Source organism: Collinsella aerofaciens, from assembly GCF_015556945.1.
Lineage (GTDB): Bacteria > Actinomycetota > Coriobacteriia > Coriobacteriales > Coriobacteriaceae > Collinsella > Collinsella aerofaciens_AO.
In genome coordinates this window covers 13,831-34,444 of the sequence record NZ_JADNNH010000014.1, presented here as the reverse complement: position 1 = coordinate 34,444, position 20,614 = coordinate 13,831, and the positions used below count along the sequence as shown (strand labels likewise).

17 protein-coding genes and 2 tRNA genes are annotated in these 20,614 nt (G+C 60.5%); 2 read left to right on the top strand and 17 right to left on the bottom strand.

The annotated features are described in order from the left end of the window. Positions 1-28: 28 nt before the first annotated feature. The 6 genes from I2F59_RS05460 to gltB form a co-directional block, all read right to left on the bottom strand. Positions 29-1,399 (bottom strand): amidohydrolase family protein, encoded by a 1,371-nt coding sequence (locus I2F59_RS05460; RefSeq protein ID WP_229065356.1) that lies wholly within the window; start codon positions 1,397-1,399, stop codon positions 29-31. A gap of 295 nt (positions 1,400-1,694) precedes the next feature. Then, positions 1,695-2,255, bottom strand: a complete 561-nt coding sequence (locus tag I2F59_RS05455) for a hypothetical protein (RefSeq protein ID WP_195503500.1) — start codon at positions 2,253-2,255, stop codon at positions 1,695-1,697. Between the two features lie 51 nt (positions 2,256-2,306). Beyond that, positions 2,307-2,771, bottom strand: a complete 465-nt coding sequence (locus I2F59_RS05450) for a hypothetical protein (protein WP_195503499.1) — start codon at positions 2,769-2,771, stop codon at positions 2,307-2,309. Positions 2,772-3,130: 359 nt separating this feature from the next. Further along, complete coding sequence (locus tag I2F59_RS05445; RefSeq protein WP_195503498.1) at positions 3,131-3,838, bottom strand: hypothetical protein; 708 nt, start codon at positions 3,836-3,838, stop codon at positions 3,131-3,133. 353 nt (positions 3,839-4,191) lie between these two features. After that, positions 4,192-5,673 carry a glutamate synthase subunit beta gene (locus I2F59_RS05440; protein ID WP_195503497.1) on the bottom strand — a complete coding sequence of 494 codons (1,482 nt, stop codon included), beginning with the start codon at positions 5,671-5,673 and terminating at the stop codon, positions 4,192-4,194. Positions 5,674-5,678: 5 nt separating this feature from the next. Further along, on the bottom strand, positions 5,679-10,376 hold the full coding sequence (gene gltB / locus I2F59_RS05435) for a glutamate synthase large subunit (RefSeq protein WP_195503496.1): 4,698 nt from the start codon (positions 10,374-10,376) through the stop codon (positions 5,679-5,681). A 521-nt stretch (positions 10,377-10,897) separates the two neighbouring features. On the opposite strand from gltB, the gene I2F59_RS05430 reads away from it, so the two are divergent. Beyond that, entirely contained in the window at positions 10,898-12,154 is a 1,257-nt protein-coding gene (locus I2F59_RS05430) for an Nramp family divalent metal transporter (protein ID WP_195503495.1), read from the top strand. A gap of 152 nt (positions 12,155-12,306) precedes the next feature. Here I2F59_RS05430 and I2F59_RS05425 read toward each other — a convergent pair whose 3' ends face one another. The 6 genes from I2F59_RS05425 to I2F59_RS05400 form a co-directional block, all read right to left on the bottom strand. Beyond that, positions 12,307-12,450 carry a rubredoxin-like domain-containing protein gene (locus I2F59_RS05425; RefSeq protein WP_006235327.1) on the bottom strand — a complete coding sequence of 48 codons (144 nt, stop codon included), beginning with the start codon at positions 12,448-12,450 and terminating at the stop codon, positions 12,307-12,309. Between the two features lie 89 nt (positions 12,451-12,539). Further along, entirely contained in the window at positions 12,540-13,043 is a 504-nt protein-coding gene (locus I2F59_RS05420) for a flavin reductase family protein (protein WP_195361102.1), read from the bottom strand. Between the two features lie 149 nt (positions 13,044-13,192). Next, entirely contained in the window at positions 13,193-13,663 is a 471-nt protein-coding gene (smpB, locus tag I2F59_RS05415) for an SsrA-binding protein SmpB (RefSeq protein ID WP_006235325.1), read from the bottom strand. Next, entirely contained in the window at positions 13,653-14,570 is a 918-nt protein-coding gene (locus I2F59_RS05410) for a tetratricopeptide repeat protein (protein WP_195503494.1), read from the bottom strand. The genes smpB and I2F59_RS05410 overlap by 11 nt, the downstream gene beginning before the upstream one ends. Before the next feature lie 95 nt (positions 14,571-14,665). Then, positions 14,666-14,742, bottom strand: a tRNA-Glu gene (locus I2F59_RS05405). Positions 14,743-14,759: 17 nt separating this feature from the next. After that, a tRNA-Gln gene (locus I2F59_RS05400) sits at positions 14,760-14,833 on the bottom strand. A gap of 265 nt (positions 14,834-15,098) precedes the next feature. On the opposite strand from I2F59_RS05400, the gene I2F59_RS05395 reads away from it, so the two are divergent. Then, complete coding sequence (locus I2F59_RS05395; protein ID WP_195503493.1) at positions 15,099-15,509, top strand: hypothetical protein; 411 nt, start codon at positions 15,099-15,101, stop codon at positions 15,507-15,509. 196 nt (positions 15,510-15,705) lie between these two features. Here the strand turns inward: I2F59_RS05395 and I2F59_RS05390 are convergent, their stop codons facing one another. The 5 genes from I2F59_RS05390 to I2F59_RS05370 all read right to left on the bottom strand — a co-directional run bounded on the left by I2F59_RS05390 (position 15,706) and on the right by I2F59_RS05370 (position 20,601). Then, positions 15,706-16,065 (bottom strand): arsenate reductase family protein, encoded by a 360-nt coding sequence (locus tag I2F59_RS05390; RefSeq protein ID WP_148332038.1) that lies wholly within the window; start codon positions 16,063-16,065, stop codon positions 15,706-15,708. 92 nt (positions 16,066-16,157) lie between these two features. Then, on the bottom strand, positions 16,158-17,210 hold the full coding sequence (locus I2F59_RS10045; RefSeq protein WP_148332037.1) for a MupG family TIM beta-alpha barrel fold protein: 1,053 nt from the start codon (positions 17,208-17,210) through the stop codon (positions 16,158-16,160). A gap of 117 nt (positions 17,211-17,327) precedes the next feature. Continuing rightward, positions 17,328-18,758, bottom strand: a complete 1,431-nt coding sequence (locus I2F59_RS05380; RefSeq protein WP_035137407.1) for a PTS transporter subunit EIIC — start codon at positions 18,756-18,758, stop codon at positions 17,328-17,330. A 57-nt stretch (positions 18,759-18,815) separates the two neighbouring features. Further along, positions 18,816-19,739, bottom strand: coding sequence for an N-acetylmuramic acid 6-phosphate etherase (gene murQ / locus I2F59_RS05375; protein ID WP_195503492.1), 924 nt, complete (start codon positions 19,737-19,739; stop codon positions 18,816-18,818). A 10-nt stretch (positions 19,740-19,749) separates the two neighbouring features. Then, positions 19,750-20,601 (bottom strand): MurR/RpiR family transcriptional regulator, encoded by an 852-nt coding sequence (locus tag I2F59_RS05370; protein ID WP_055310345.1) that lies wholly within the window; start codon positions 20,599-20,601, stop codon positions 19,750-19,752. Positions 20,602-20,614 lie beyond the last annotated feature (13 nt).

Below are 20,614 nucleotides of genomic sequence, written 5' to 3'. Positions count from 1 at the left end.
GAAGCTGTCGTTTCCGTCACACCAGCGCTTACGCTACGCCATCGCGGGCAAGCTCCTCGGCCAGCGCCTCAGCGGGCATGGCCATAATCGCATCGAGCTCGGCATCCACCTCGGGAATGCGCTTCACCTTGAGCTTGCGTACCAGATCGCCACGGCACATTACGTGTACCGGCTCACGCAGGGCACACAGATCATCCAGAGGATTCTTACGCGTCACCAGGATATCGGCTGCCTTGCCACACTCGATTGTGCCGGTCTCACCACCCAGGCCCAGTAACTCGGCATTGACCTGCGTAGCCGTATGCAGTGCGAAGGCGTTGCTCACGCCCACGTACTTGGCAAAGTAAGCCACCTCGCGCCACATGTCGTACTGCGTCACGAACGGGCAGCTCGAGTCCGTGCCCAGGCCCACCTTAACGCCGGCTTCCAGCGCCGCGCGAGCGCTCTCGATAATGCCCGAGCACACGATGTCACCGTTCTTCTTTTGCGTGTCGGTCGAATGGGTCTTTTCCGGATCGAGCAGTACAAACGGCAGTGCGGGGCTGATTGTGCAGGTCACGCTCGGCGCGCGTCCCTCGAGCTGTGTTCCCGCGGCGCCGCGGTACAGCTCCAGGATCTCGGGGGTCATCGGAGCGCCGTGCTCGATTGTGTCGACGCCGGCCTGAAGCGCGGCCTTCACACCTTCGGTGCTCTCGACATGGGCCATGACCGGAAGGCCCATATCGTGCGCCGCCTTGCACGCCGCCGCGGCAACCTCCACCGGCATACGCAGCACGCCCGGCTCGCCCACCTCGGTCGCATCGAACACACCGCCCGTTACGAACAGCTTAATGACGTCGGCACCGCGCGCATACAGGTCGCGCACCTGTTCGGCTGCCTCGGCGGGACTGTTTGCCACCTGGGCGAACAAGCCCGCACCATGGCCGCCCGGCACCGTGACGCCCGTTCCCGGCGCCACCAGGCGAGGACCTTGATACTTGCCGGCGTCGATGGCATTACGAACGGCGATGTCGGCAAACAGTGGGTCGCCCGCGCCGCGCACCGTGGTCACGCCGCTTGCCAGTTGTTGTTGGGCGCTGCCCTTAAGAATATGGCGCACGATGGCGCGCCCCACGGGATTATCGAGCTTCTTCATCAGCGCGCCTGCATCGCCCGCCGAAACCGGCTTGCCCGAACCGCACAGATGCACATGCATATTGATGAGGCCTGGCATGAGATACGCACCTGCCAGGTCGATGACCTCGGCACCTGCAGGCGCCTGCGCCACAGCACTCGGCCCCATCCACGTGATGACACCGCGCTCAACGGCCACGGCCATGTCGGGCTGCGGCTCCATATGTTCCGAACCATCTAGGATGGTCGCATTGATAAACAACGTGGAACGATCGGCAGACGCCATATCGAGCTCCTCCCTCACGATTAACTTGAACATTTGTCCATTATCACCTAGTCCCGTTGGATTACTGCAGACGCATCGGTTAACGGAGGGAAGAGGGGATGTGGGGGACGGAATACGTTGCAGTCCCACCCTAGCGACAACAGGGAAATGTCTCGATCTGTAACAGGTACAGGGTTATTGAGCCCCTTGATGTTACAGATCGAGACATTCGGTCGACGTTTCACCGGCTTGTCTCGATCTGTAACAATTACGAGCTCAAATAACCTCTAAACGTTACAGATTGAGACAAAACCTCTCAGCGCCCATACCACTGACGTCTCCACTCCTCAGCCAAATCGGGCCGTCGCGGAATACCCGCCAGCCTCATCTTCTCAACCAGCTTCCCCGGATTCTTGAGCTCATCAAACGTAAACCGAAGCACCTTATGCCCGAGCATTGTCAGATGGGACTCCCGTTGACGCTCTGCCACGAACGGGTCGACCGACTCCCGACCTTCGCCGTTCTGCAAGGCATACTTCCCCTTTCCGTCGAGCTCGCCGATGACACATGTCTCGTCCTCGAGCCTCCAGAAATAATCGACGCGAAACACCTGGCTCGGATCGAGCGGGTCGCGAAACTCCACCTGCAGCTCCGGAACCGGAAAGCCGTACGCAATAAAGAACGCTCGGAACCGAGACTCGCCACCGTTTTCGGACAGCCCGTCCGCATACGACGCAATCACTTGTGCCCTGCGATACCCTCGCCTGCCCTCGCAATCGACGCGGAGGCGCTCGCACAAATCCCCACGTGATACGTCTTTCGCCCGCAGTGCAGAATCGGCAATCGCCAACCCGTAGGAGAACGGTGCACGCAGCAAGCAATCCTCCACCGTGCGCCAAAATGACGTCACCTGCACGCCATCAACACGCTAGAGCGCGCCCGCCATCTGCGGACGCAACAACCTGCGCCCGCTGCTCAACGTCACCGAACAACCCGTCTTAACAAGAAAACGCGGCCCGAGCAGATCATTCGGCACCTCCAAACCCCACAAAAGCGCCGCGTCATAGCCCCAAAACGCCCAATCGGGATGAAATTCCGCAAGCCCTTTGATAGTCCTCAGCGCTCGCTCCGCCGGCGTCAATGCATCCCAATCATGCTGAAAACAGAACAGGTACGGCTCGGGCTCCGCGATATCGTCGGTTCCAACATGGCGTCGCAGCCACATGAGCTCGGTATTGTCATGCGTTGCGAGCAGCGCACCTTGCTTGGCCGTCTCCGTGAGCCGCGCGAGCATCCTATTCCGCGCCAACGTGTTGCGAGTCGCATGTTTGTGTTTGAGAACGGTATTAGACACTTTCATCACCACCACGTCAGACAAATGGACCATCGTCACCGTTGCCTCCGCTGACAAATGTCTTGATCTGTAACAGGAAGACAGTCTTTGAGCCTCTAGTTGTTACAGAACAAGATCTTTCGGCAGCCGCCAACCTTCCGTCTCAATCTGTAACAGGTAGGTCGAATTTGGGCCTGTAGATGTTACAGATTGAGACATTCCCCCAACCAGGTGCCAAACGTCTCGGTCTGTAACAGTTAGACGTTCTCCAGGCCCCCAAACGTTACAGATTTAGACAAACCAGCGGCGCCCAAGCATTCGTCTCGATCTGTAACAGGTAGACCGGTTTTTTTGTCCCTAAACGTTACAGATCGAGACATAAAAGGCAGAAGGCAAGACAGGCGACAGCTGCCCATCCCCTACTCCCACTCCTGCTCGTAGATGTTAAGCGACTTCACGTACCGCCCCTGGGCGCCCATGATGTCGCGGACCAGACGCAAGAAGAAGCTGATGCACGAGGTGTCAAAGCCGTCCTGCAGGTCCTCCGGATGCACCGCGCCCGGCCCGTCGACCGCCGTATCGCTCAGCCGCGCGATGTCATACAGGTAGAGCTGTCCCGCCGTCAGCCAGACATCGTCGACGCAGGCGAGGCGCACCGCAATCGCTCCGTCGCTCCAATGCTCCTTTTGCACGATATGCGGGTCGTAGACATCAAAGCGACAGCCGGTGCGCGTGTCCTTCAGCGCGACCATACCAGTCGCAGGATCCTTGTCCAAAATGCCAAAGCGCGAGAAATACTGCGTGTCGCGTACCTGCTCGAGCCGCTTGAGCGAGGCAGGCGAAAGCGATGCCGGCGGCTCGTCAACATACAGCTCGAGCAGCGTCTTGTCATGGCGATAGGGGCGCTCAAAGAGCAGCCAATCGGTAAATGCCATGTTGTAAGCCATGATTTCGTTTTGCGAAGGTTCCTCGCAATAGCCGAGCCACGGGTCGACGATGATCTCGAACTGCTCGCGCGCCGGCTCCAGGAATTGAAACTTCCGCAGCATCCAAAAGTGAGCCATGTCGGCAATATCGTTGCCGACGGCTTCGGCCAGCTGCGCTCGGTCAAAAACTTGGTCAGTCATGGCATCCTCCTCAAACTGATAGACCTCAATTTGAGCTTACGAGGAGGGTGGTCGGCCACGACCAGCGCGGGCAAAATAGGCCTCCGGCTGCAAACCAGATGCTGACCAAACACTTGACGAAAAGCTTGACCGAAAATGCGCACCGCAACAAAACCGAGGTAAACATAGACGGCCAACCCGCCCTTTTGAGCCAGATACCCACAGCCACCACAGAAACAACAGGTGACCACAGCCCAAGAAGTCGACAAATGAACACCCGTACGTCGACAAACGAGCAAATCGCTCGCAAAGAGTGTCCCCAACGACTAGACAAAAAAATGACTAGTCATTGGGGACGTTCTTAAATGACTACTTTACAGCTCCAGCGCATCGGCGACTTCGGCTGCGCAGGCCAGGGCATCGGCCATGGCGTTCACCACGAGCGAGCTGCCGTTGCGAGCATCACCCGCCACATACACCGGCGCGGCATCCGCGGCGGCGCCGTCGACACGGGCCGCAAGGTGCGAGCCCTCGGCAGCCATCACCGGCAGCGGACGACCAGCGGTGGCAACAGGCACGCTCACTGCATCGAACACACCGTGCTCCGGGCCCGTAAAACCGCAGGCGATGAGCACCAGCTGGGCCGGCACCTCGTGCTCGGAGCCCGCGATGCGCTCGGGCTTGCCAGCCGACCAATCCAGATCGACCACGCGCAGGCCCGCGGCCGCGCCCTTCTTGTCCAACAGTACCTCGATCGTATCCACACCCCAAGCGCGCATCTCGCCGCCCATGGTAGCGATGGCCTCCTGCTGGCCGTAATCGGTCTTCTTCACGTTGGGCCACTGCGGCCAGGGGTTGCTCGCCGCGCGCGCATCAGGCGCCGCCGGCAAGAACTCAAACTGGCGCACGCTGCGCGCACCCTGACGTACCGCGGTGCCCACGCAGTCGTTACCGGTATCGCCGCCGCCAATGACCACAACGTCCAGGCCGCGCGCGTTCACCGCGGGGTCGCCGCCATCGAGCACCGAGACGGTCGAAGCCGTCAGGTAGTCCACGGCATACACCACGCCCGGGGCATCAATGTTCGCAGCCGAAAGCCCACGCGGAGCACGGGCGCCGGCAGCCACCACGACGGCGTCAAAGTCGTCGAGCTTGGCGGTAACCTTGGGATCGCTCACGTCGGCACTCAGCTCGAACACAATGCCCAGCTCGCGCATGAGCGCCACGCGACGCTCGACCACGGACTTCTCGAGCTTCATGTTGGGAATGCCGTACATGAGCAGGCCGCCCGGGCGGTCGTCACGCTCAAACACCGTCACGCGGGCACCGCGACGCGCAAGCTCCCATGCTGCCACCAGACCAGCAGGACCGGAGCCCACCACGGCAACCGTGGGTGCGCCCTCCCCTGCCGGCTCAAAGCGGCGCGGACCGCCGTTGGCCCACTCATGGTCGCTGATCGCGCGCTCATTGTCGTGAATCGTCGTGGGCTGGCCATCGACCGAGCCCAGGTTGCATGCGGCCTCGCACAGCGCCGGGCACACGCGACTCGTGAACTCGGGCATGGGCGAGGTGAGTGACAGGCGCTCGGCAGCCTCGTCCCAACGGCCGCGGTACACCAGCTCGTTCCACTCGGGAATCAGGTTGTGCAGCGGACAGCCGCTCGGACGTGCCTTGCCAAAGCTCGCGCCCATCTGACAAAACGCCACACCGCACATCATGCAGCGACTCGCCTGGGCACGGCGCGCGTCGTCGTCGAGCTCCACGTACAGCGGATCGAAATCGCGGCTGCGCTCCTCCACGGGGCGCAGCTCATGGGTCACGCGATCGATATCAAGAAAAGCACCGGGCTTACCCATGGCACTTACGCCTCCTTCTTGGTCGAAGCAACAGAGCTGGCAGCCACGGACGCAGCACCCGCAGCACCGCCCGCAACATCGAAGCGAGCAACATCCGCGTCACTCGCGCGACCGGTCACAATGTCAAACGCCAGCTCCTCGGCCTGCGCATGCGTCTTGCCGACGTCCTCGGCGGCGGCGACAATCGCCAGCACGCGCTCGTACTCGGTCGGAATGACCTTCACAAAGTGTTTGCTCATCGTCTCAAAGCTGTAGAGCAGCTTAATGCCGCGCGGGCTCTGCGTCACGTCCACGTGCTCCTGGATGAGCTCGCGAATCTGCGCCAGCTCGCCGGCCGTCGGGGCTTTAAGCTCAACGCTCTCGTGGTTCACACGGGCATCGAGCGTGCCGTACTGGTCAAAGACATAGGCCACGCCACCCGTCATGCCGGCGGCGAAGTTCTGCCCGACCTCGCCCAGGATGAGCGCCAGACCACCCGTCATGTACTCGCAGCCATGGTTGCCGCAGCCCTCGACCACCACCGTGGCACCGGAGTTGCGTACGCCAAAGCGCTGGCCTGCCAGGCCGTTAATGAAGCCGCGGCCGCTCGTGGCGCCAAAGAACGCAACGTTGCCCACGATGATGTTCTCATCGAACTTGTAGGTCGCATGCGGGTTGGGGCGCACCGACACCTCGCCGCCCGAAAGGCCCTTGCCAAAGTAGTCGTTGGCGTCGCCGCACACGTTGAGCGTAATGCCGCGCGGCAGGAAGGCGCCAAAGCTCTGACCGGCCGAACCGTCGCAATCGATAGTGATGGAGCCGGCGGGCAGGCCCTCGGGATGCGCCTTGGTCACCGCGTTGCCCAAGATGGTGCCCACGCAGCGGTTGACGTTGGCGATATCGGCGCGGAAGCGAATCGGACGCAGGTGCGCACGGGCATCGGCCGTGTAGGGCACAAACAACGTGGAGTCGAGCGTCTTGTCGAGCTCGCTGTCCGCAGCCATCTGGGGCAGGAAGTGACGGCCGTCGGCACCCGGGATGTGGGCACCAAACTCACAGGTCGCGCTCGCCAGCACGGGCGACAGATCCAGCAGGTTAGCCTTGCGGTTGCCCGGGACCTCGATCTGGCGCAAGCACTCGGGATGGCCGACCATCTCGTCGACCGTGCGGAAGCCCAGGCTCGCCATGACCTCGCGCAGCTGCTCGGCAACAAAGAGCATAAAGTGCTCGACGTGCTCTGGCTTGCCGCGGAAGCCGCGACGCAGGCGGCAGTTTTGCGTAGCGATGCCGGCCGGGCAGGTATCCTGCTGGCAGTCGCGCTGCATGAGGCAGCCCATGGAGATGAGCGGCATGGTCGCAAAGCCAAACTCCTCGGCGCCCAACAGGCAGGCGACAGCGACGTCGGTGCCGTCCATGAGCTTGCCGTCGGCCTCGAGCACTACGCGCGAGCGCAGGCCGTTTTGCAGCAGCGTCTGCTGGGCCTCGGCAAGGCCAAGCTCCAGCGGCAGACCCGCGTGCCAGATAGAGTCGCGCGCAGCGGCACCCGAGCCGCCATTGTGGCCGCTGATCAAGATCTTGTCGGCAGCGCCCTTGGCCACGCCGGTGGCGATGGTGCCGACGCCGGCCTCGCTGACCAGCTTGACCGACACGCGTGCGCCGGGATTGGCGTTCTTAAGATCGAAGATCAGCTCTGCCAGGTCCTCGATGGAGTAAATATCGTGGTGAGGCGGAGGCGAGATCAGGCCGATGCCGGGCGTGGACTGACGGACCTCGGCAATCCAGGGATAGACCTTCTTGCCGGGCAGGTGGCCGCCCTCGCCGGGCTTGGCGCCCTGGGCCATCTTGATCTGAATCTCGAAGGCGCTGCACAGGTAGCGGCTCGTCACGCCAAAGCGCGCGCTTGCCACCTGCTTGATGGCGGAGTTCTTGGAGTCACCGTTAGCCAGCGGGGTCTCGCGACGCGGATCCTCACCGCCCTCGCCGGAGTTGGAACGGCCGTGCAGACGGTTCATAGCGATGGCCATGCACTCGTGCGCCTCTTTGCTGATGGAGCCGTACGACATGGCGCCGGTGTTAAAGCGGCGGACGATGTTGAGCGCGGGCTCCACCTCGTCGAGTGAAACCGGCGTGCGACCGTTGGCATTAAAGTCGAGCAAGTCGCGCAGGCGCACGGCACGGCCGGTGCGGTGCAGGCGGGCGCTGTACTCCTTAAAGGTGTCGTAGCTGTCCTCACGGCAGGCGGTCTGCAGCAAGTAGACAGTCTGCGGATCGATGAGGTGATCCTCGCCGCCGAGCGGGCGCCACTTGGTCAGGCCCAACGTGGGCAGCTGATCGGGAGCCGGGCTCTTAAGGATAGCGAGAGCGGCGTCATAGCGCTCATTTTGCTCGCGTTCGACCTCCTCGACACCCATACCGCCCACACGGCTCACCGTGCCGGCGAAGTACGCGTTGACGAACTCCGGCGTAAAGCCAACGGCCTCGAAGATCTGCGCGGAGTGGTAGCTCTGCACCGTGGAGATGCCCATCTTGGACATGATGGAGACGATGCCCGCCGTCGCGGCCTTGTTGTAATTGGCGATGCCCTGCTCGGCCGTCACGTCCAGGTCGCCGCGTGCCGCCAGATTGCGGATGCACGCATGCGCGTTGTACGGATAGATGCCGCTCGCGGAGTAGCCCACTAGCGCCGCAAAGTCGTGCGGGGACACGGCGTCACCGCACTCCACCACGATGTCGGCAAAGGTACGCACGCCGGCGCGGATCAGGTGGTTGTGCACGCAGCCCACGGCGAGCAGCGACGGCACGGGCACCTCGCCCGCAGCGGCATGATCGCTCAGCACCACGATGTTCACGCCGTCGCGGACCGCAGCCTCGACGTCTTCGGCAAGCTGCTTGAGCGCAGCCTGCAGCGCGCCCTCACCCGCGTCGCGGCGGTACACGGCACGGAACCGGCGGGTCTTAAAGCCAACACGGTCAATCGCGCAAATGCGGTCGAACTCCTCCTCGCTCAGCAGCGGGCGCTCCAGGCGCACCAGCTGGCAGGCCGTACGGGAGTCCTCGAGCAAGTTGCCGTGGTTGCCCAGGTAGAGCGTGGTCGAAGTCACCATGTGCTCGCGCAGGGCATCAATCGGCGGATTCGTGACTTGGGCGAACAGCTGATAGAAGTAATCGAAGAACGAGCGCGTCTTCTTGGACAGGCAGGCCAGCGGCGCATCGATGCCCATCGAGGCAAGCGGTGCCTTGCCCTGCTGGGCCATGGGACGCACGACCTCGTCGACGTCATCCCAGTGGTAGCCGAGCTTGGCCATGCGCACGGCGGCGGGCACCTCGGCATCCTCGGCGGGCGCGGGCGCGGCGGGCTTGTCGAGCGCGTCAACGGTTAGCGTCTCCTCGGCAATCCAATCACGGTAGGGCTTTTCCTTGGCGTAACGGGCACGCAGCTCATCGTTGTAGATGACGCGCCCGCGGGCAAAGTCGACCTCGAGCATCTGGCCCGGTCCCAGGCAGCCGCTCGTCAGGATGTTCTCGGGGCTCACCTCGATGGTGCCCACCTCGCTTGCCAGCATAAAGCGACCGTCGCGCGTCACATAGTAGCGGGCGGGACGCAGGCCGTTACGGTCGAGGGCGGCACCCAGCGTGCGACCGTCGGTAAAGGCGATGGCGGCCGGACCGTCCCACGGCTCCATGAGCATGGACTGGTAAGCGTCGTAGGCGCGGCGCTCCTCACTCAGGCTGTCGTTGTGGTCCCACGGCTCGGGCAGCAGCATGGATGCGGCACGCGTAAGCGGGCGACCGTTCATGACCAGGAACTCGAGCACGTTATCCAGAATCGCGGAGTCGGAACCCTCGCGGTTGATGATGGGCATCACGCGCTCAAGATCGTGCTGCAGCACGGGGCTGTACAGGTTGGGCTCGCGGGCGCGGATCCAGTTGACGTTGCCCTTGAGGGTGTTGATCTCGCCGTTGTGGATGATAAAGCGGTTGGGGTGCGCGCGCTCCCAGCTGGGCGTGGTGTTGGTGGAGTAGCGCGAGTGGACGAGCGCCACGGCCGTCTTGACGGCGGCGTCGTTGAGGTCGATGAAGAAGCGGCGCATCTGCGTGGCGACCAGCATGCCCTTGTACACGATGGTGCGCGAGCTCATGGAGCACACATAGAAGATCTTGTCGCGCAGGGCAAACTCGGCGTCGGCCTTCTTTTCGATGGTGCGGCGGCACACGTACAGGCGACGCTCAAAGGCGTCGCCCGCCGGCGTGTCGTCGGGACGGCCCAGAAAGGCCTGCAGGATGGTAGGCATACAGGCGCGGGCCGTCTCGCCCAGGTCGTGCGGATCGACCGGCACCTCGCGCCAAAAGAGCAGCGGCACGCCGGCCTCGGCACAGCCCTCCTCAAACACGCGGCGGGCATCCTCTACGCCCTTGTCGTCCTGCGGGAAGAACAGCATGGCCACGCCATAGTCGCCCTCTGCCGGCAGAATCTGGCCGCACTTTTGGGCCTCTTTACGGAAAAAGTGATGCGGAACCTGGAACAGGATGCCAGCGCCGTCGCCGGTGTTCTTCTCGAGTCCCGTGCCGCCGCGGTGCTCCAAGTTGACCAGAATGGACAGTGCATCGTCCAGAATCTGGTGATGGCGCTCGCCGTTGATATCGGCAAGTGCGCCGATGCCACATGCATCGTGGTCGAATTCGGGGCGATAAAGGCCCTGCTGCTGAGCGGAATCTGCCTGCATCGCGATCCTCCCCTAGATATTTAGACAGTCAGTTGACTAGGCATACTAGGAGCATCGCCGGCCCGTTGTGTTTCCCACCCGTTTCGAAACAATCGCGTAACGCGCGCCCTACGAGTGGACACCGCCGACCTCAAGGGCGACAACATAGGCCCCAAGTTCGGCCTGCAAACTCACCTCTTCAAACATCTCAATCTGTAACAGTAAGACCCAATTTCGACGACTAACTGTTACAGATTGAGATGTTTTCGAGAGACGGTTCCGAATGTCTCAATCTGTAACACGGAGGGCCGGCTTTTGCAGCCAACTGTTACAGATCGAGATTTTCCATAGGACCATTTCTCCCTGTCTCGATCTGTAACACCTAGGCCCAATTTCCATCCCTAGTTGTTACAAATCAAAACATTTCGCAGCCCCCCTTCATCATCCTAATCAAAACAGCAATTTTGTTAGTACTGGTTAACTTTTTAGCCTAAAACGGGTATCCTTTGCGGCGTCAAGCAAACGGCACGCAGGAGCGCACCATGCTCAACCATCTCAAACAACACTTTGGCTCCCGACGCACCGGTGGTCACGGAGGCCTAGACATTGCGCGGCACATCGGCCCCGGGCTGCTCGTGACCGTCGGCTTTATCGACCCGGGCAACTGGGCCTCCAATATGGCCGCGGGCTCGCAGTTTGGCTACGCGCTGCTGTGGATCGTCACACTGTCCACGATTATGCTCATTGTGCTGCAGCACAATGCGGCGCACCTGGGTATCGCCACGGGCGCCTGTCTTGCCGAGGCCACGACATGTTACCTCCCCCGCTTCGTTGGGCGCACGGTGCTCGCCAGTGCCTATCTCGCGACCATCGCCACCGCCATGGCCGAAGTCCTGGGTGGCGCGATTGCCCTTCAAATGCTCTTTGGGCTGCCCGTGCGTGCGGGCTGCGTCATCGTGGCGGCAGTATCGATGGCGATGCTCATGACGAACTCCTACAAGCGTGCCGAACGCTGGATCATCGCCTTCGTAGGCGTGGTAGGACTCTCGTTTTTGGCCGAGCTTGCACTAGTCAAGGTCGACTGGCCGCAAGCCGCCGCAAGCTGGATCACGCCCAGTATGCCCACTGGCTCTGCCGCGATTATCGTGAGTGTCCTGGGTGCGGTCGTTATGCCCCACAACCTCTTTCTACACTCCGAGGTCATCCAATCCATGCACTTCGAAGGCCAAGGCGGGCAGGTTATCGAAGAGCGTCTGCGCTATGAGCTCTTCGACACGCTCTTTTCGATGGGCGTGGGCTGGGCAATCAACTCGGCCATGGTCATCCTGGCCGCAACGACCTTCTTTGCGCACGGCATTGTCGTAGACGACCTCGCCGTCGCAGCGGACACGCTCTCCCCCATTCTGGGCCCAGCAAGCTCGACAATCTTTGCGGTGGCGCTGCTGTTTGCGGGCCTCTCGAGTAGTGTGACGGCAGGCATGGCGGCAGGCACCATCACCGCGGGCATGTTCGACGAGGAATACGACATCCACGACCGACATTCCTCGATTGGGGTGGCGGCATGTTTCGTCGGCGCAGTGGCGGCGTGTCTGGTCGTCCCAAATCCTTTTGAAGGTCTCATCTGGAGCCAGGCACTGCTGTCGCTTCAGCTGCCGATCACGGTTTTCGTGCTTATACGGCTCACCAGCTCACGCCGCGTCATGGGCAAATACGTCAACTCGCGCCCGCTCAACGCGTTGCTCGTAGGAATCGGCGTCATCGTAACGGTTCTCGACATCGTGCTGCTAACGGGGATGTAATTGGGATGGCGTGACTGTCCAGATATAACGTCTCAATCTGTAACACGTAAGGCCGTTTTAAACCGTCAGACAAATCAAAAGGGCCCCGGCCGAGAATTCGACCGGGGCCCTTGGACAGAGCTCTGTATAGCTAATCGCCGTGTGTCTACGAGTTACTCCTCGACGAGCTCAAACTCATCGGGGCCGACGCCGCAGACCGGGCATACGTAATCCTCGGGCAGCTCGGGCGTGTCGACCTCAACCTCGTAACCGCAAACGGTGCACACGAACTTATACGTCTTCTTCTCCTCAGCCATGATGTTCTCCTCTCGAACGCGACTGGTGATGTACTTCACTTATTAGTATAGATTCTCAATAATATAATGCAAGTATTTTTAGAACATTTCTAGCCTTGATACGACGAAGCCTTGGGCGGCGTCTTGCCCTTCAAGACCTTGTGATAGTAGTCATAGGTCAGCGGGGCCTCGCCGCTCAGGCGCTCGGCGTCCTCCACCTCGCCGATAAAGAGCAGGTGCGTGCCCACATCCACGGTATCAATCAGACGGCAGCTGAACAGCGCCGCCGCGTGCTCGGGCACATAGGGCATGCCCAGAGTGGTCTCGTGAGTCTCGTACTTGGCAAACTTGTCGTAATCGCTGCTGGTGCGGAAGCCAAAGTTGCCAATGTAGAGCATATCGGCCGTCTGATCGATCACGGTCAGCGCAAAGGCCTTAGCCGATACGATTACGCCGGACGTGACATTTTCCTTGTTCACGGCAATCGAGATGCGCGGCGGGGCGGATGTCACCTGCACTGCTGTGTTGATAACGCAGCCGGCACGCAGCCCGTCCGCCGCGGCGCTCACCACGTACAGGCCACTCGGCATCGTAAAGAACGCAGTTTTGTCCATAACGATCACTCCCCTAACCCAGGATTGAACCTCATGGATGTATGTACCCACAAAAAAGGCGACGCCCATAACGGACGCCGCCTTTGAGACATATGTGTCAGAACAGTAAGAAAGATGAGACGTGTCCCACCGATCCACCTGCTAGAAACCTAGCGATTGCGCTCTTTGAGGGCGCGATCGATCTCACGTTGGACATCACGCTTGGCCATGTCCTCGCGCTTGTCGTAGAGCTTCTTGCCGCGACCCAAACCCAGCAGCAGCTTTACGCGGCCGTCGGTATTAAAGTAGAGCTCCAACGGAACCAGCGCATAACCACGGTTGCGAAGTTTGCCGTCAAGAAAGTCGATCTCCTTGCGGTGCAGCAGCAGACGACGCCGACGGTCGGGATCGCGATTCCACACGCCACCATGGCTATAAGGGTGGATATGCAGGCCGACGAGCCAGCACTCCCCGCCGCGGATCAGCGCGAAGGTATCGGTAATCTGGCACGCGCGCTCGCGAATCGACTTGACCTCGGTGCCGCTCAGCTCAATACCGCACTCAAACGTCTCATCGATAAAGTACTCGTGATGTGCCGAGCGATTCTTGGAAATGAGCTTGCGTTCACGCTTACTGGGCATCGCCGGCCTCCTTGGCGCCATCGGAACCCTTGCCCGTAGCTTCGCGCTTTGCCTTGCGCTCGGCATTGAGTTCGGCATCGCTCTCGCGCACCAGTTTGATAATCGCCGCGCAGGCTTCCTCGCCCACCAAGTCACGAGCACGCACCGTCAGGCGCGTCGCCTCCTGCTTGTCGCCGTCGCTTGCAGCATCGGTCGCGCACATAATCAGGCAGATGGCAATCTCGGCCGAAGGCGAGGTCGGAACGCCTTGCAGGGCCAGTTCACCCATCACGTGCTCGTCGCTCTCCTCGGCGGCATCCGGATGGGTAGTATGGATCTTGTTGAGCAGGCGCGTCGTATGCGCATCGTTGGGCGCCAGGCGCAGCGCCAGACGCGCGCAGCCCACGGCAGCCGAAATGTTCTCGGTCTCGGGCTCCAAGAAGTACTGTCCCAGATTGGCGTAAGCGCGGGCGGCGCACTTGCCATCGCTTGCACGCTCCAGCACCGAAAACGAGAGCGATGCCCATTCCTGCTTGTCTTCGAGTGCGCGGAACAGCTCGGCCAAATCCAAGCGATAGTTGCAGTTCATGGGGTCCCAACGCACAGCCTGCATCAGGGCATTGCGAGCGCTCACATAATCCTGCTGGCGAATGTAGGCAAACGCCATGTCAGAGTACAGGCGGTCAAACGGCACCTCGACCTGCACGAGCTCGCGCGGATCCTTCTCCACGCGGCGATAGGCCAAGCGCTCAAACTTGCTATCGAAGCTAAAGTATTGGCGCTTCTCCTCCGTCTTGCACTCGGCGTCGATATACTCCTCGGCGAGCTCCACCAGGCGCTCCAGCAGCGGCGTCGCCGTAGCCAGGTCGCCCTGCGCCAGATAGTTCTCGGCATACGTGATGTCTTGCAAGCTGATGGGCAGGTCCATGACAACTCCTCGGTCCAGGCGGCAGACTCAACGCGCCTTAAACATCGGTCAATACACAAAACCCGGGTCTCTTACGAGGCCCGGGCGTTCAATTTTGGTAGCCCGTACCAGATTCGAACTGGTGATCTCCGCCTTGAGAGGGCGGCGTCCTAAACCGCTAGACGAACGGGCCATATGTAGCAAATGCAATGGCTGGGATGGAGGGAGTCGAACCCCCATTGACGGAACCAGAATCCGCTGTCCTGCCATTAGACGACATCCCAATGACTGCATCGCTGCGCTCGGCTGTGCCTTTGCGCAAGAAAGAAATATACGGGAAGTCCCGTCGTGACGCAAGCCCTAATTTTGACTTTTTTGAAATTCAGTCAAATACGGCCAACACGTGAAGGACCTGTGAAGCACCAGCGACACCTACGGCGTCAAAGCCCGTAAAACATCCCACATCTACCGCTGGTAGATTACAACAATGCAGCACTCACGGCTGATGGCACAATCGAACCGTCATCATTGCACGGATATCGAGGCACCATGGACGAAGAGCTTGATTACCTATGGGAGACCCTGGGCCTCGAGATCACTGCTGACCTTTGGCCCGAACGGGACAAAATCCATCCCACACTGCGCCCCGCCATCACGGTGATGCAGGCAAAATACCGCCGTGCATCCTTTTTGATCATGCGAGTGTCATGGCACGCGGGACTCCCCGACCTTAAGCGAATCCAGGCAAGCCTCGTCGAGCTGTCCGGTATGCCGACCGTCATATCCGAGGCGCACCTGGAGCAGCGCCAGCGCGAGCGACTGCAACAGCAGCGGATTCCCTTTATCTGTCCCGGCGTTCAGGCATATCTGCCCTTTATGGACGAGGAGTACTGGAGCGGCAAGCCCAACAAGCACGTAAAGGTCTACGATCCGCACGAATGGGCACAGCTGGCGGACTGACTGGGGCAGGCCCGCCGGCGGAAAGTGCGTCCCAGATTTCAAGCTCAAACTGGTCCCCACTTTCCCGTTGAGCCCTCAACCGGAAACCGTGTCCCGCAATCGAAGCTCAGAATGGGACGTGCTTTCCGCAACCGGCCACTTTGGGAAAGTGCATCCCATTCTGGAAGCGAATTCCGGGATGCACTTTCCGCAGCCGCTACAGCAACGCCTCGGCCCAAGCCGCTTCCCTAAAGCCGGGAATCGCAAAGTCGTCGCCCACCAGCAGCGGACGCTTGACCAGCATGCCGTCGGTCGCCAGCAGCTCGTAGCACTCCCGATCCGTCATGCCCGCATCCAGACGCGCCTTCAGGCCCAGCTCTCGATATTTCATGCCCGACGAATTAAAGAAGCGCCGCACCGGCAGCCCCGAACGAGCAATCCAGGTCGCAAGCTCATCAGCCGTGGGATTGTCCAAAACGATATCGCGATCGATATACTCTACCCCATGTTCGTCCAGCCATGCCTTGGCCTTCTTACAGGTCGAGCACTTGGGATATCCAACAAACAGTACAGTCATGGGAATCCTCCGAATATAGATCGGCCAACGCAGGCACACGCCACACGAGGCGCCTTCGTATGATGGGCCAATTGTAGCCCGCGGGTCACACGTTAAACGAACCGTACCCCGAATCCGCGCTTGATAAACGGCAGCAGTTCCATTGCCTCGGGCGTGATATGGCCCGCAACGTTCATGCGCTCGTCACCGGGAAGATCGACCCGCGCAATCTCAAGCTCGCCTTCGTAGCGCCCATATCCGCTATTGCTCACAGCGATCGACCCCGCCTTTCGCGGCAGGCCGGCTCCGGCATCCGTCGGCACGGAATCCGGCTTAAGCTTCGTACGTGACTCCTGAGACCTAAAGATGAGGACACTCGAGTCGGGCCGATCGTGATGAATCTGCCCGCGCACATAGGCATAACCGGGCTCAAGCTCGCATTGCAGGTCCACGTATCCGGCGGAAACTTGAGCAAACTGCGCCCAGCCCGCATCGGAAAGATCGGGGTCGCCGACCAACACAATGTCGCAATCGGCGCCATGTGCAAGCTCAAGCATATTGAGAGCAACCTTTGACGCGCGACCGCGCTGCGCCTCGACCGTCGGCAGTCCCTCGAATACCGGCCCGCGAACGTTAGCATCACCCGGCACAAAAGCCATGATTTCGAATCCAAGCGCCGCAAGACGAAGATTCGTCCGAGCAACATCTTCAAGAGCTAAACCGGTATAAGGCTTGGGGTAAAAATTGTGGCAGGCGGCAAAACGAGTCACATCGGCGCCGGCTTCACGCCACGATGCGATTTCATCAGAACTCACCGTCGATGCATTGACCACAATGCGAAATACACCGGACAGCTCCGCGACCCGCTGGGCGCTAAAACCATAGTCCAAACGAAGGTATTCCAACCCCAAATCGCGCAGGTCCTCGATGCGCTCAAGCCCGAGCAAATCGCACGTGCGAGGCCCCACATCGGCAATGAGCGCAATGCCGTGGGCGGAAAGCAGCGACAGAACATGACGGACTTTATCTGCATACGCCGCTCCCCCATCCTCGGGAATATGCAGCGAGGTGAACGCATAGCGCGCACCCGCCGCGGCACCGCGCTCAATCGTCCGCTCAATATCCTGCAGAGGGCTGGAAAGATAAATCGAAATACCCGTCTTCACGCTTCAACGCTCCTTTAAAAAAGGCCGGCGGAGCAGTTAGCCCCGCCGGCACAACCATAGCATCAAGAAATCTGCCGCGCACCGCGAGCCCCGAGCAACACGGCTCGCGATATCAAACTACTCGCCAAAGAACTCGTTGATCTTCTGCTCGTCGACGCCAAAGAACCACGTCAGGACAAAGCCGGCGGCATAGGCAAGCAGCATAGCGGCAACGTAGCCGAGCTGCTGGCCAGGAACAACGATCAGTAGGCCAAACAGACCGGAAACGCCCTGAGAAACCGTGCCGATGTGAAGCAGCGCCGCGAGCGCGCCGCCAAATCCGGCACCCAGGCAGGCCGTCACAAACGGACGAACGAGCGGCAGCGTAACAGCATACATCAGAGGCTCGCCCACACCCAGGATTCCAACGGGAATGGACTCTGCGACGTACTTCTTGAGCTTGGCGTTCTTGGTCTTAAAGTACAGCGCCAAACCGGCACCGACCTGGCCGCCGCCAGCCATCATAAGGATGGGAAGCAGGTAATTGATACCCTTGGTAGCGCCGTCGGGATCGTTGAGCATAGCGTGGATCGGCGTGAGTGCCTGATGCAGGCCGACGGACACCAGCGGCAAGAAGCCTGCCGACAGGATATAGCCGCCCAGGACGCCCAGTTTCTCGAAGATAAAGGTCAAAACGCTAAAGATGGCAGTCGTCAGCCATGCGCCAACCGGCTGGATGACGAGCATCAGAGCAAAGGCGCCGATGATGAGCACCAGCAGCGGGGACAAGAACGTGTCGAGTGCGTTGGGCATAACCTTGCGAATCTGACGCTCCATCCAGGCAAAAAATGCACCAGCGATGAGAGCCGCGATCATGCCACCCGCCGCGGGGTTGTACTGCGCATTGGTGAGCGGCAGCAGAATGGCAGTGGCAGGATCAGCCGCGCCAGGCGCAAGCAGGGGCATGGCACTGTTGGCGATACACATCATGCCGGCGATGCCGCCCAGCGCAGCGGAGCCACCAAACTCACGTGCCGCGTTATAGCCCACCAAGATGGGCAGATAGGCAAACAGGGCCCAGCCCATGGAACGAATGCCCTGGTACCACCACTCGCCTGCAAGCGCGCCTGCCGTCGAGACGTTAATGACGTTGCAGATACCGTTGATGAGGCCAGCCGCAATGATGCCGGGAAGCAGGGCGACGAAGACATTGGAAATCTTCTTGAGGAAGGCCTGAACCGGCTTGGACTCGTACTTGGCTTTCTGCGCGGCCTTGTTTGTGGCCGCAGCGTCAACCACGCTCTCGTCGGCAACGCCTTTCGCAAGGCCGGTGAGCTTGGAGAACTCCTCGAGCACCTTATTCACCTTGCCCGGACCCAGCACGATCTGCATCGTGTCGTCCTCGACCAGGCCCATCACGCCGTCGAGCGCCTTAATACCCTCCGTGTCGACGTTGCCCGTGTCTTTGACGGTCACGCGCAGGCGCGTCATGCACGCCGCGTTTGCGAGCACGTTGTCTTTACCGCCCAAAAGGTCCAGCAGCTTTTGAGCCAGCTCTTTGTTCGTCATAACTCCTCCTTGTATTGGGTATCTCGTCTAGATGTCATATCAGCTCACGCCGTGCACCTATTGGACATCGGCATTGCTCTTCTCATGGCCACTCACCGCAGCACGGACATGGCCTCGCGCCCGCTCAAGAGCTACCGTAGCCTGCTCGGCATCGCAGTCCAGCAGTACCGAGACAATAGCGGTTTTTACGTGGCCGCCGGCATCTGCAAGCGCCTGAACGGCGCGCTCGCGCGTGCAGCCGGTCGCCTCCATCACGATGTTCTGGCCGCGCACCACCAACTTCTCGTTCGTCTGCTGCACATCGACCATCAGGTTTTGGTATACCTTGCCGATCTTGACCATGGCACCGGTCGAAATCATGTTGAGAATGAGCTTTTGAACCGTTCCCGCCTTGAGCCTCGTTGAGCCGGTCAGCACCTCGGGACCGGGCACGGGCTCAATGGCAAGATCTGCGCTCTCCCCGATCTTCGACCCTTGGTTGCAGGCAATTGCAATGGTCTTGCACCCAGTTGCCTTGGCGTACACAAGGCCGCCCACCACATAAGGAGTACGACCGCTTGCCGCCAGGCCAACGACAAGATCCTTGTCCGAGAGTCCACGCTCTCGCAGGTCGTTCGCGCCAAGCTCCTCGCTGTCTTCGGCACCTTCGACAGCCTTGATAAACGCCGTCTCGCCTCCGGCAATGAGCCCGACAATCAGATCGGGTGACACGCCAAACGTGGGCGGACACTCCGAAGCGTCGAGTACGCCCAGACGACCGCTGGTGCCTGCGCCCATGTAAAAGACGCGCCCGCCGCGCTCGAGTGTCTCAGCAGCCCAGTCGATTGCCGTGGCAACCTGGGGCAACACTTTCGTGACCGACTGGACGGCACGAAGATCCTCATCGTTCATCGTCGTGACGATTTGCAGCGATGTCATCGTATCGAGGTCCATTGACCTTTGATTACGCTGTTCGGTCGTGAATTTTGTTAAATCGAGCATTTCATTCACCTCATCTTTCCTGTTTCTCGATGTAGTTTTGCTTTATGACATGCGTCGCCCGTTCGTAGTCGCTGGCAACGTAAGCAGCGTACAGGGCATCGACAACCATAAGCTGGGCCATACGCGAAGCCATGGCACCGCTGCGGACCAAGGGTTCACTCGCGGCGACGCCGAGCACGGCATCGGCCATGGTGGCAAGCTTGGATGATCCATCTACTTTGGTAACGGCCACAACGGGACAGTTGTGACGTTGAGCCTCGGCGGTGCAGTCCAGCACCTCTTGCGTCAAGCCCGAGTAGCTAAAGGCGATTGCCATATCGCCCTCATGCATGTTCTTGGCACACAAGAGCTGATCATGCCAGTCGTCGTACAGATGGCACTCTTTGTCGACACGCATGAGCTTTTGCGCCAGATCGTGTGCGACCAAACGAGAGGCACCGATACCGAACAGATTGACCGCGCGTGCCCGCTTAAGACGGGCCGCGCATCGCTCCAAGACGGTGTAATCGAGCGTTCGCGCCGTCGCCTCGATCGTGCGCACGTTGCTTTTCATCACCTTCCCCACGATACGTTCGACGCTGTCATCCATGGAGATGTCCTCGAGGGCTACGTCTTTCTTGTCGCCTAAGAGCGCCAGCTCGGCAATCAGTTCGCGCTGGAACTCCTTGTAGCCCGCAAAACCCAAACGCTTGCAAAAGCGCAAAATGCTCGAGGGCGAGGAGAACGTGACATCGGCAAGACCGCGGACGGACAGCCCGACCACCTCGTGCGGATGAGCGCTTACATATGCGATGACATTGCGTTCCGCCGGGCTCGCGCTGAGCTCACGCTCGCGAAGCCGCAAAAGCAATCCGTTTGCCATCTCAAACACCTCC

Coding starts and splice junctions, on each gene's coding strand:
- I2F59_RS05460 (WP_229065356.1), bottom strand. CDS start 1,399: ATGGCGTCTGCCGATCGTTCCACGTTGTTTATCAATGCGACCATCCTA.
- I2F59_RS05445 (WP_195503498.1), bottom strand. CDS start 3,838: ATGACTGACCAAGTTTTTGACCGAGCGCAGCTGGCCGAAGCCGTCGGC.
- I2F59_RS05440 (WP_195503497.1), bottom strand. CDS start 5,673: ATGGGTAAGCCCGGTGCTTTTCTTGATATCGATCGCGTGACCCATGAG.
- gltB (WP_195503496.1), bottom strand. CDS start 10,376: ATGCAGGCAGATTCCGCTCAGCAGCAGGGCCTTTATCGCCCCGAATTC.
- I2F59_RS05430 (WP_195503495.1), top strand. CDS start 10,898: ATGCTCAACCATCTCAAACAACACTTTGGCTCCCGACGCACCGGTGGT.
- I2F59_RS05425 (WP_006235327.1), bottom strand. CDS start 12,450: ATGGCTGAGGAGAAGAAGACGTATAAGTTCGTGTGCACCGTTTGCGGT.
- I2F59_RS05420 (WP_195361102.1), bottom strand. CDS start 13,043: ATGGACAAAACTGCGTTCTTTACGATGCCGAGTGGCCTGTACGTGGTG.
- smpB (WP_006235325.1), bottom strand. CDS start 13,663: ATGCCCAGTAAGCGTGAACGCAAGCTCATTTCCAAGAATCGCTCGGCA.
- I2F59_RS05410 (WP_195503494.1), bottom strand. CDS start 14,570: ATGGACCTGCCCATCAGCTTGCAAGACATCACGTATGCCGAGAACTAT.
- I2F59_RS05395 (WP_195503493.1), top strand. CDS start 15,099: ATGGACGAAGAGCTTGATTACCTATGGGAGACCCTGGGCCTCGAGATC.
- I2F59_RS05390 (WP_148332038.1), bottom strand. CDS start 16,065: ATGACTGTACTGTTTGTTGGATATCCCAAGTGCTCGACCTGTAAGAAG.
- I2F59_RS05380 (WP_035137407.1), bottom strand. CDS start 18,758: ATGACGAACAAAGAGCTGGCTCAAAAGCTGCTGGACCTTTTGGGCGGT.
- murQ (WP_195503492.1), bottom strand. CDS start 19,739: ATGCTCGATTTAACAAAATTCACGACCGAACAGCGTAATCAAAGGTCA.
- I2F59_RS05370 (WP_055310345.1), bottom strand. CDS start 20,601: ATGGCAAACGGATTGCTTTTGCGGCTTCGCGAGCGTGAGCTCAGCGCG.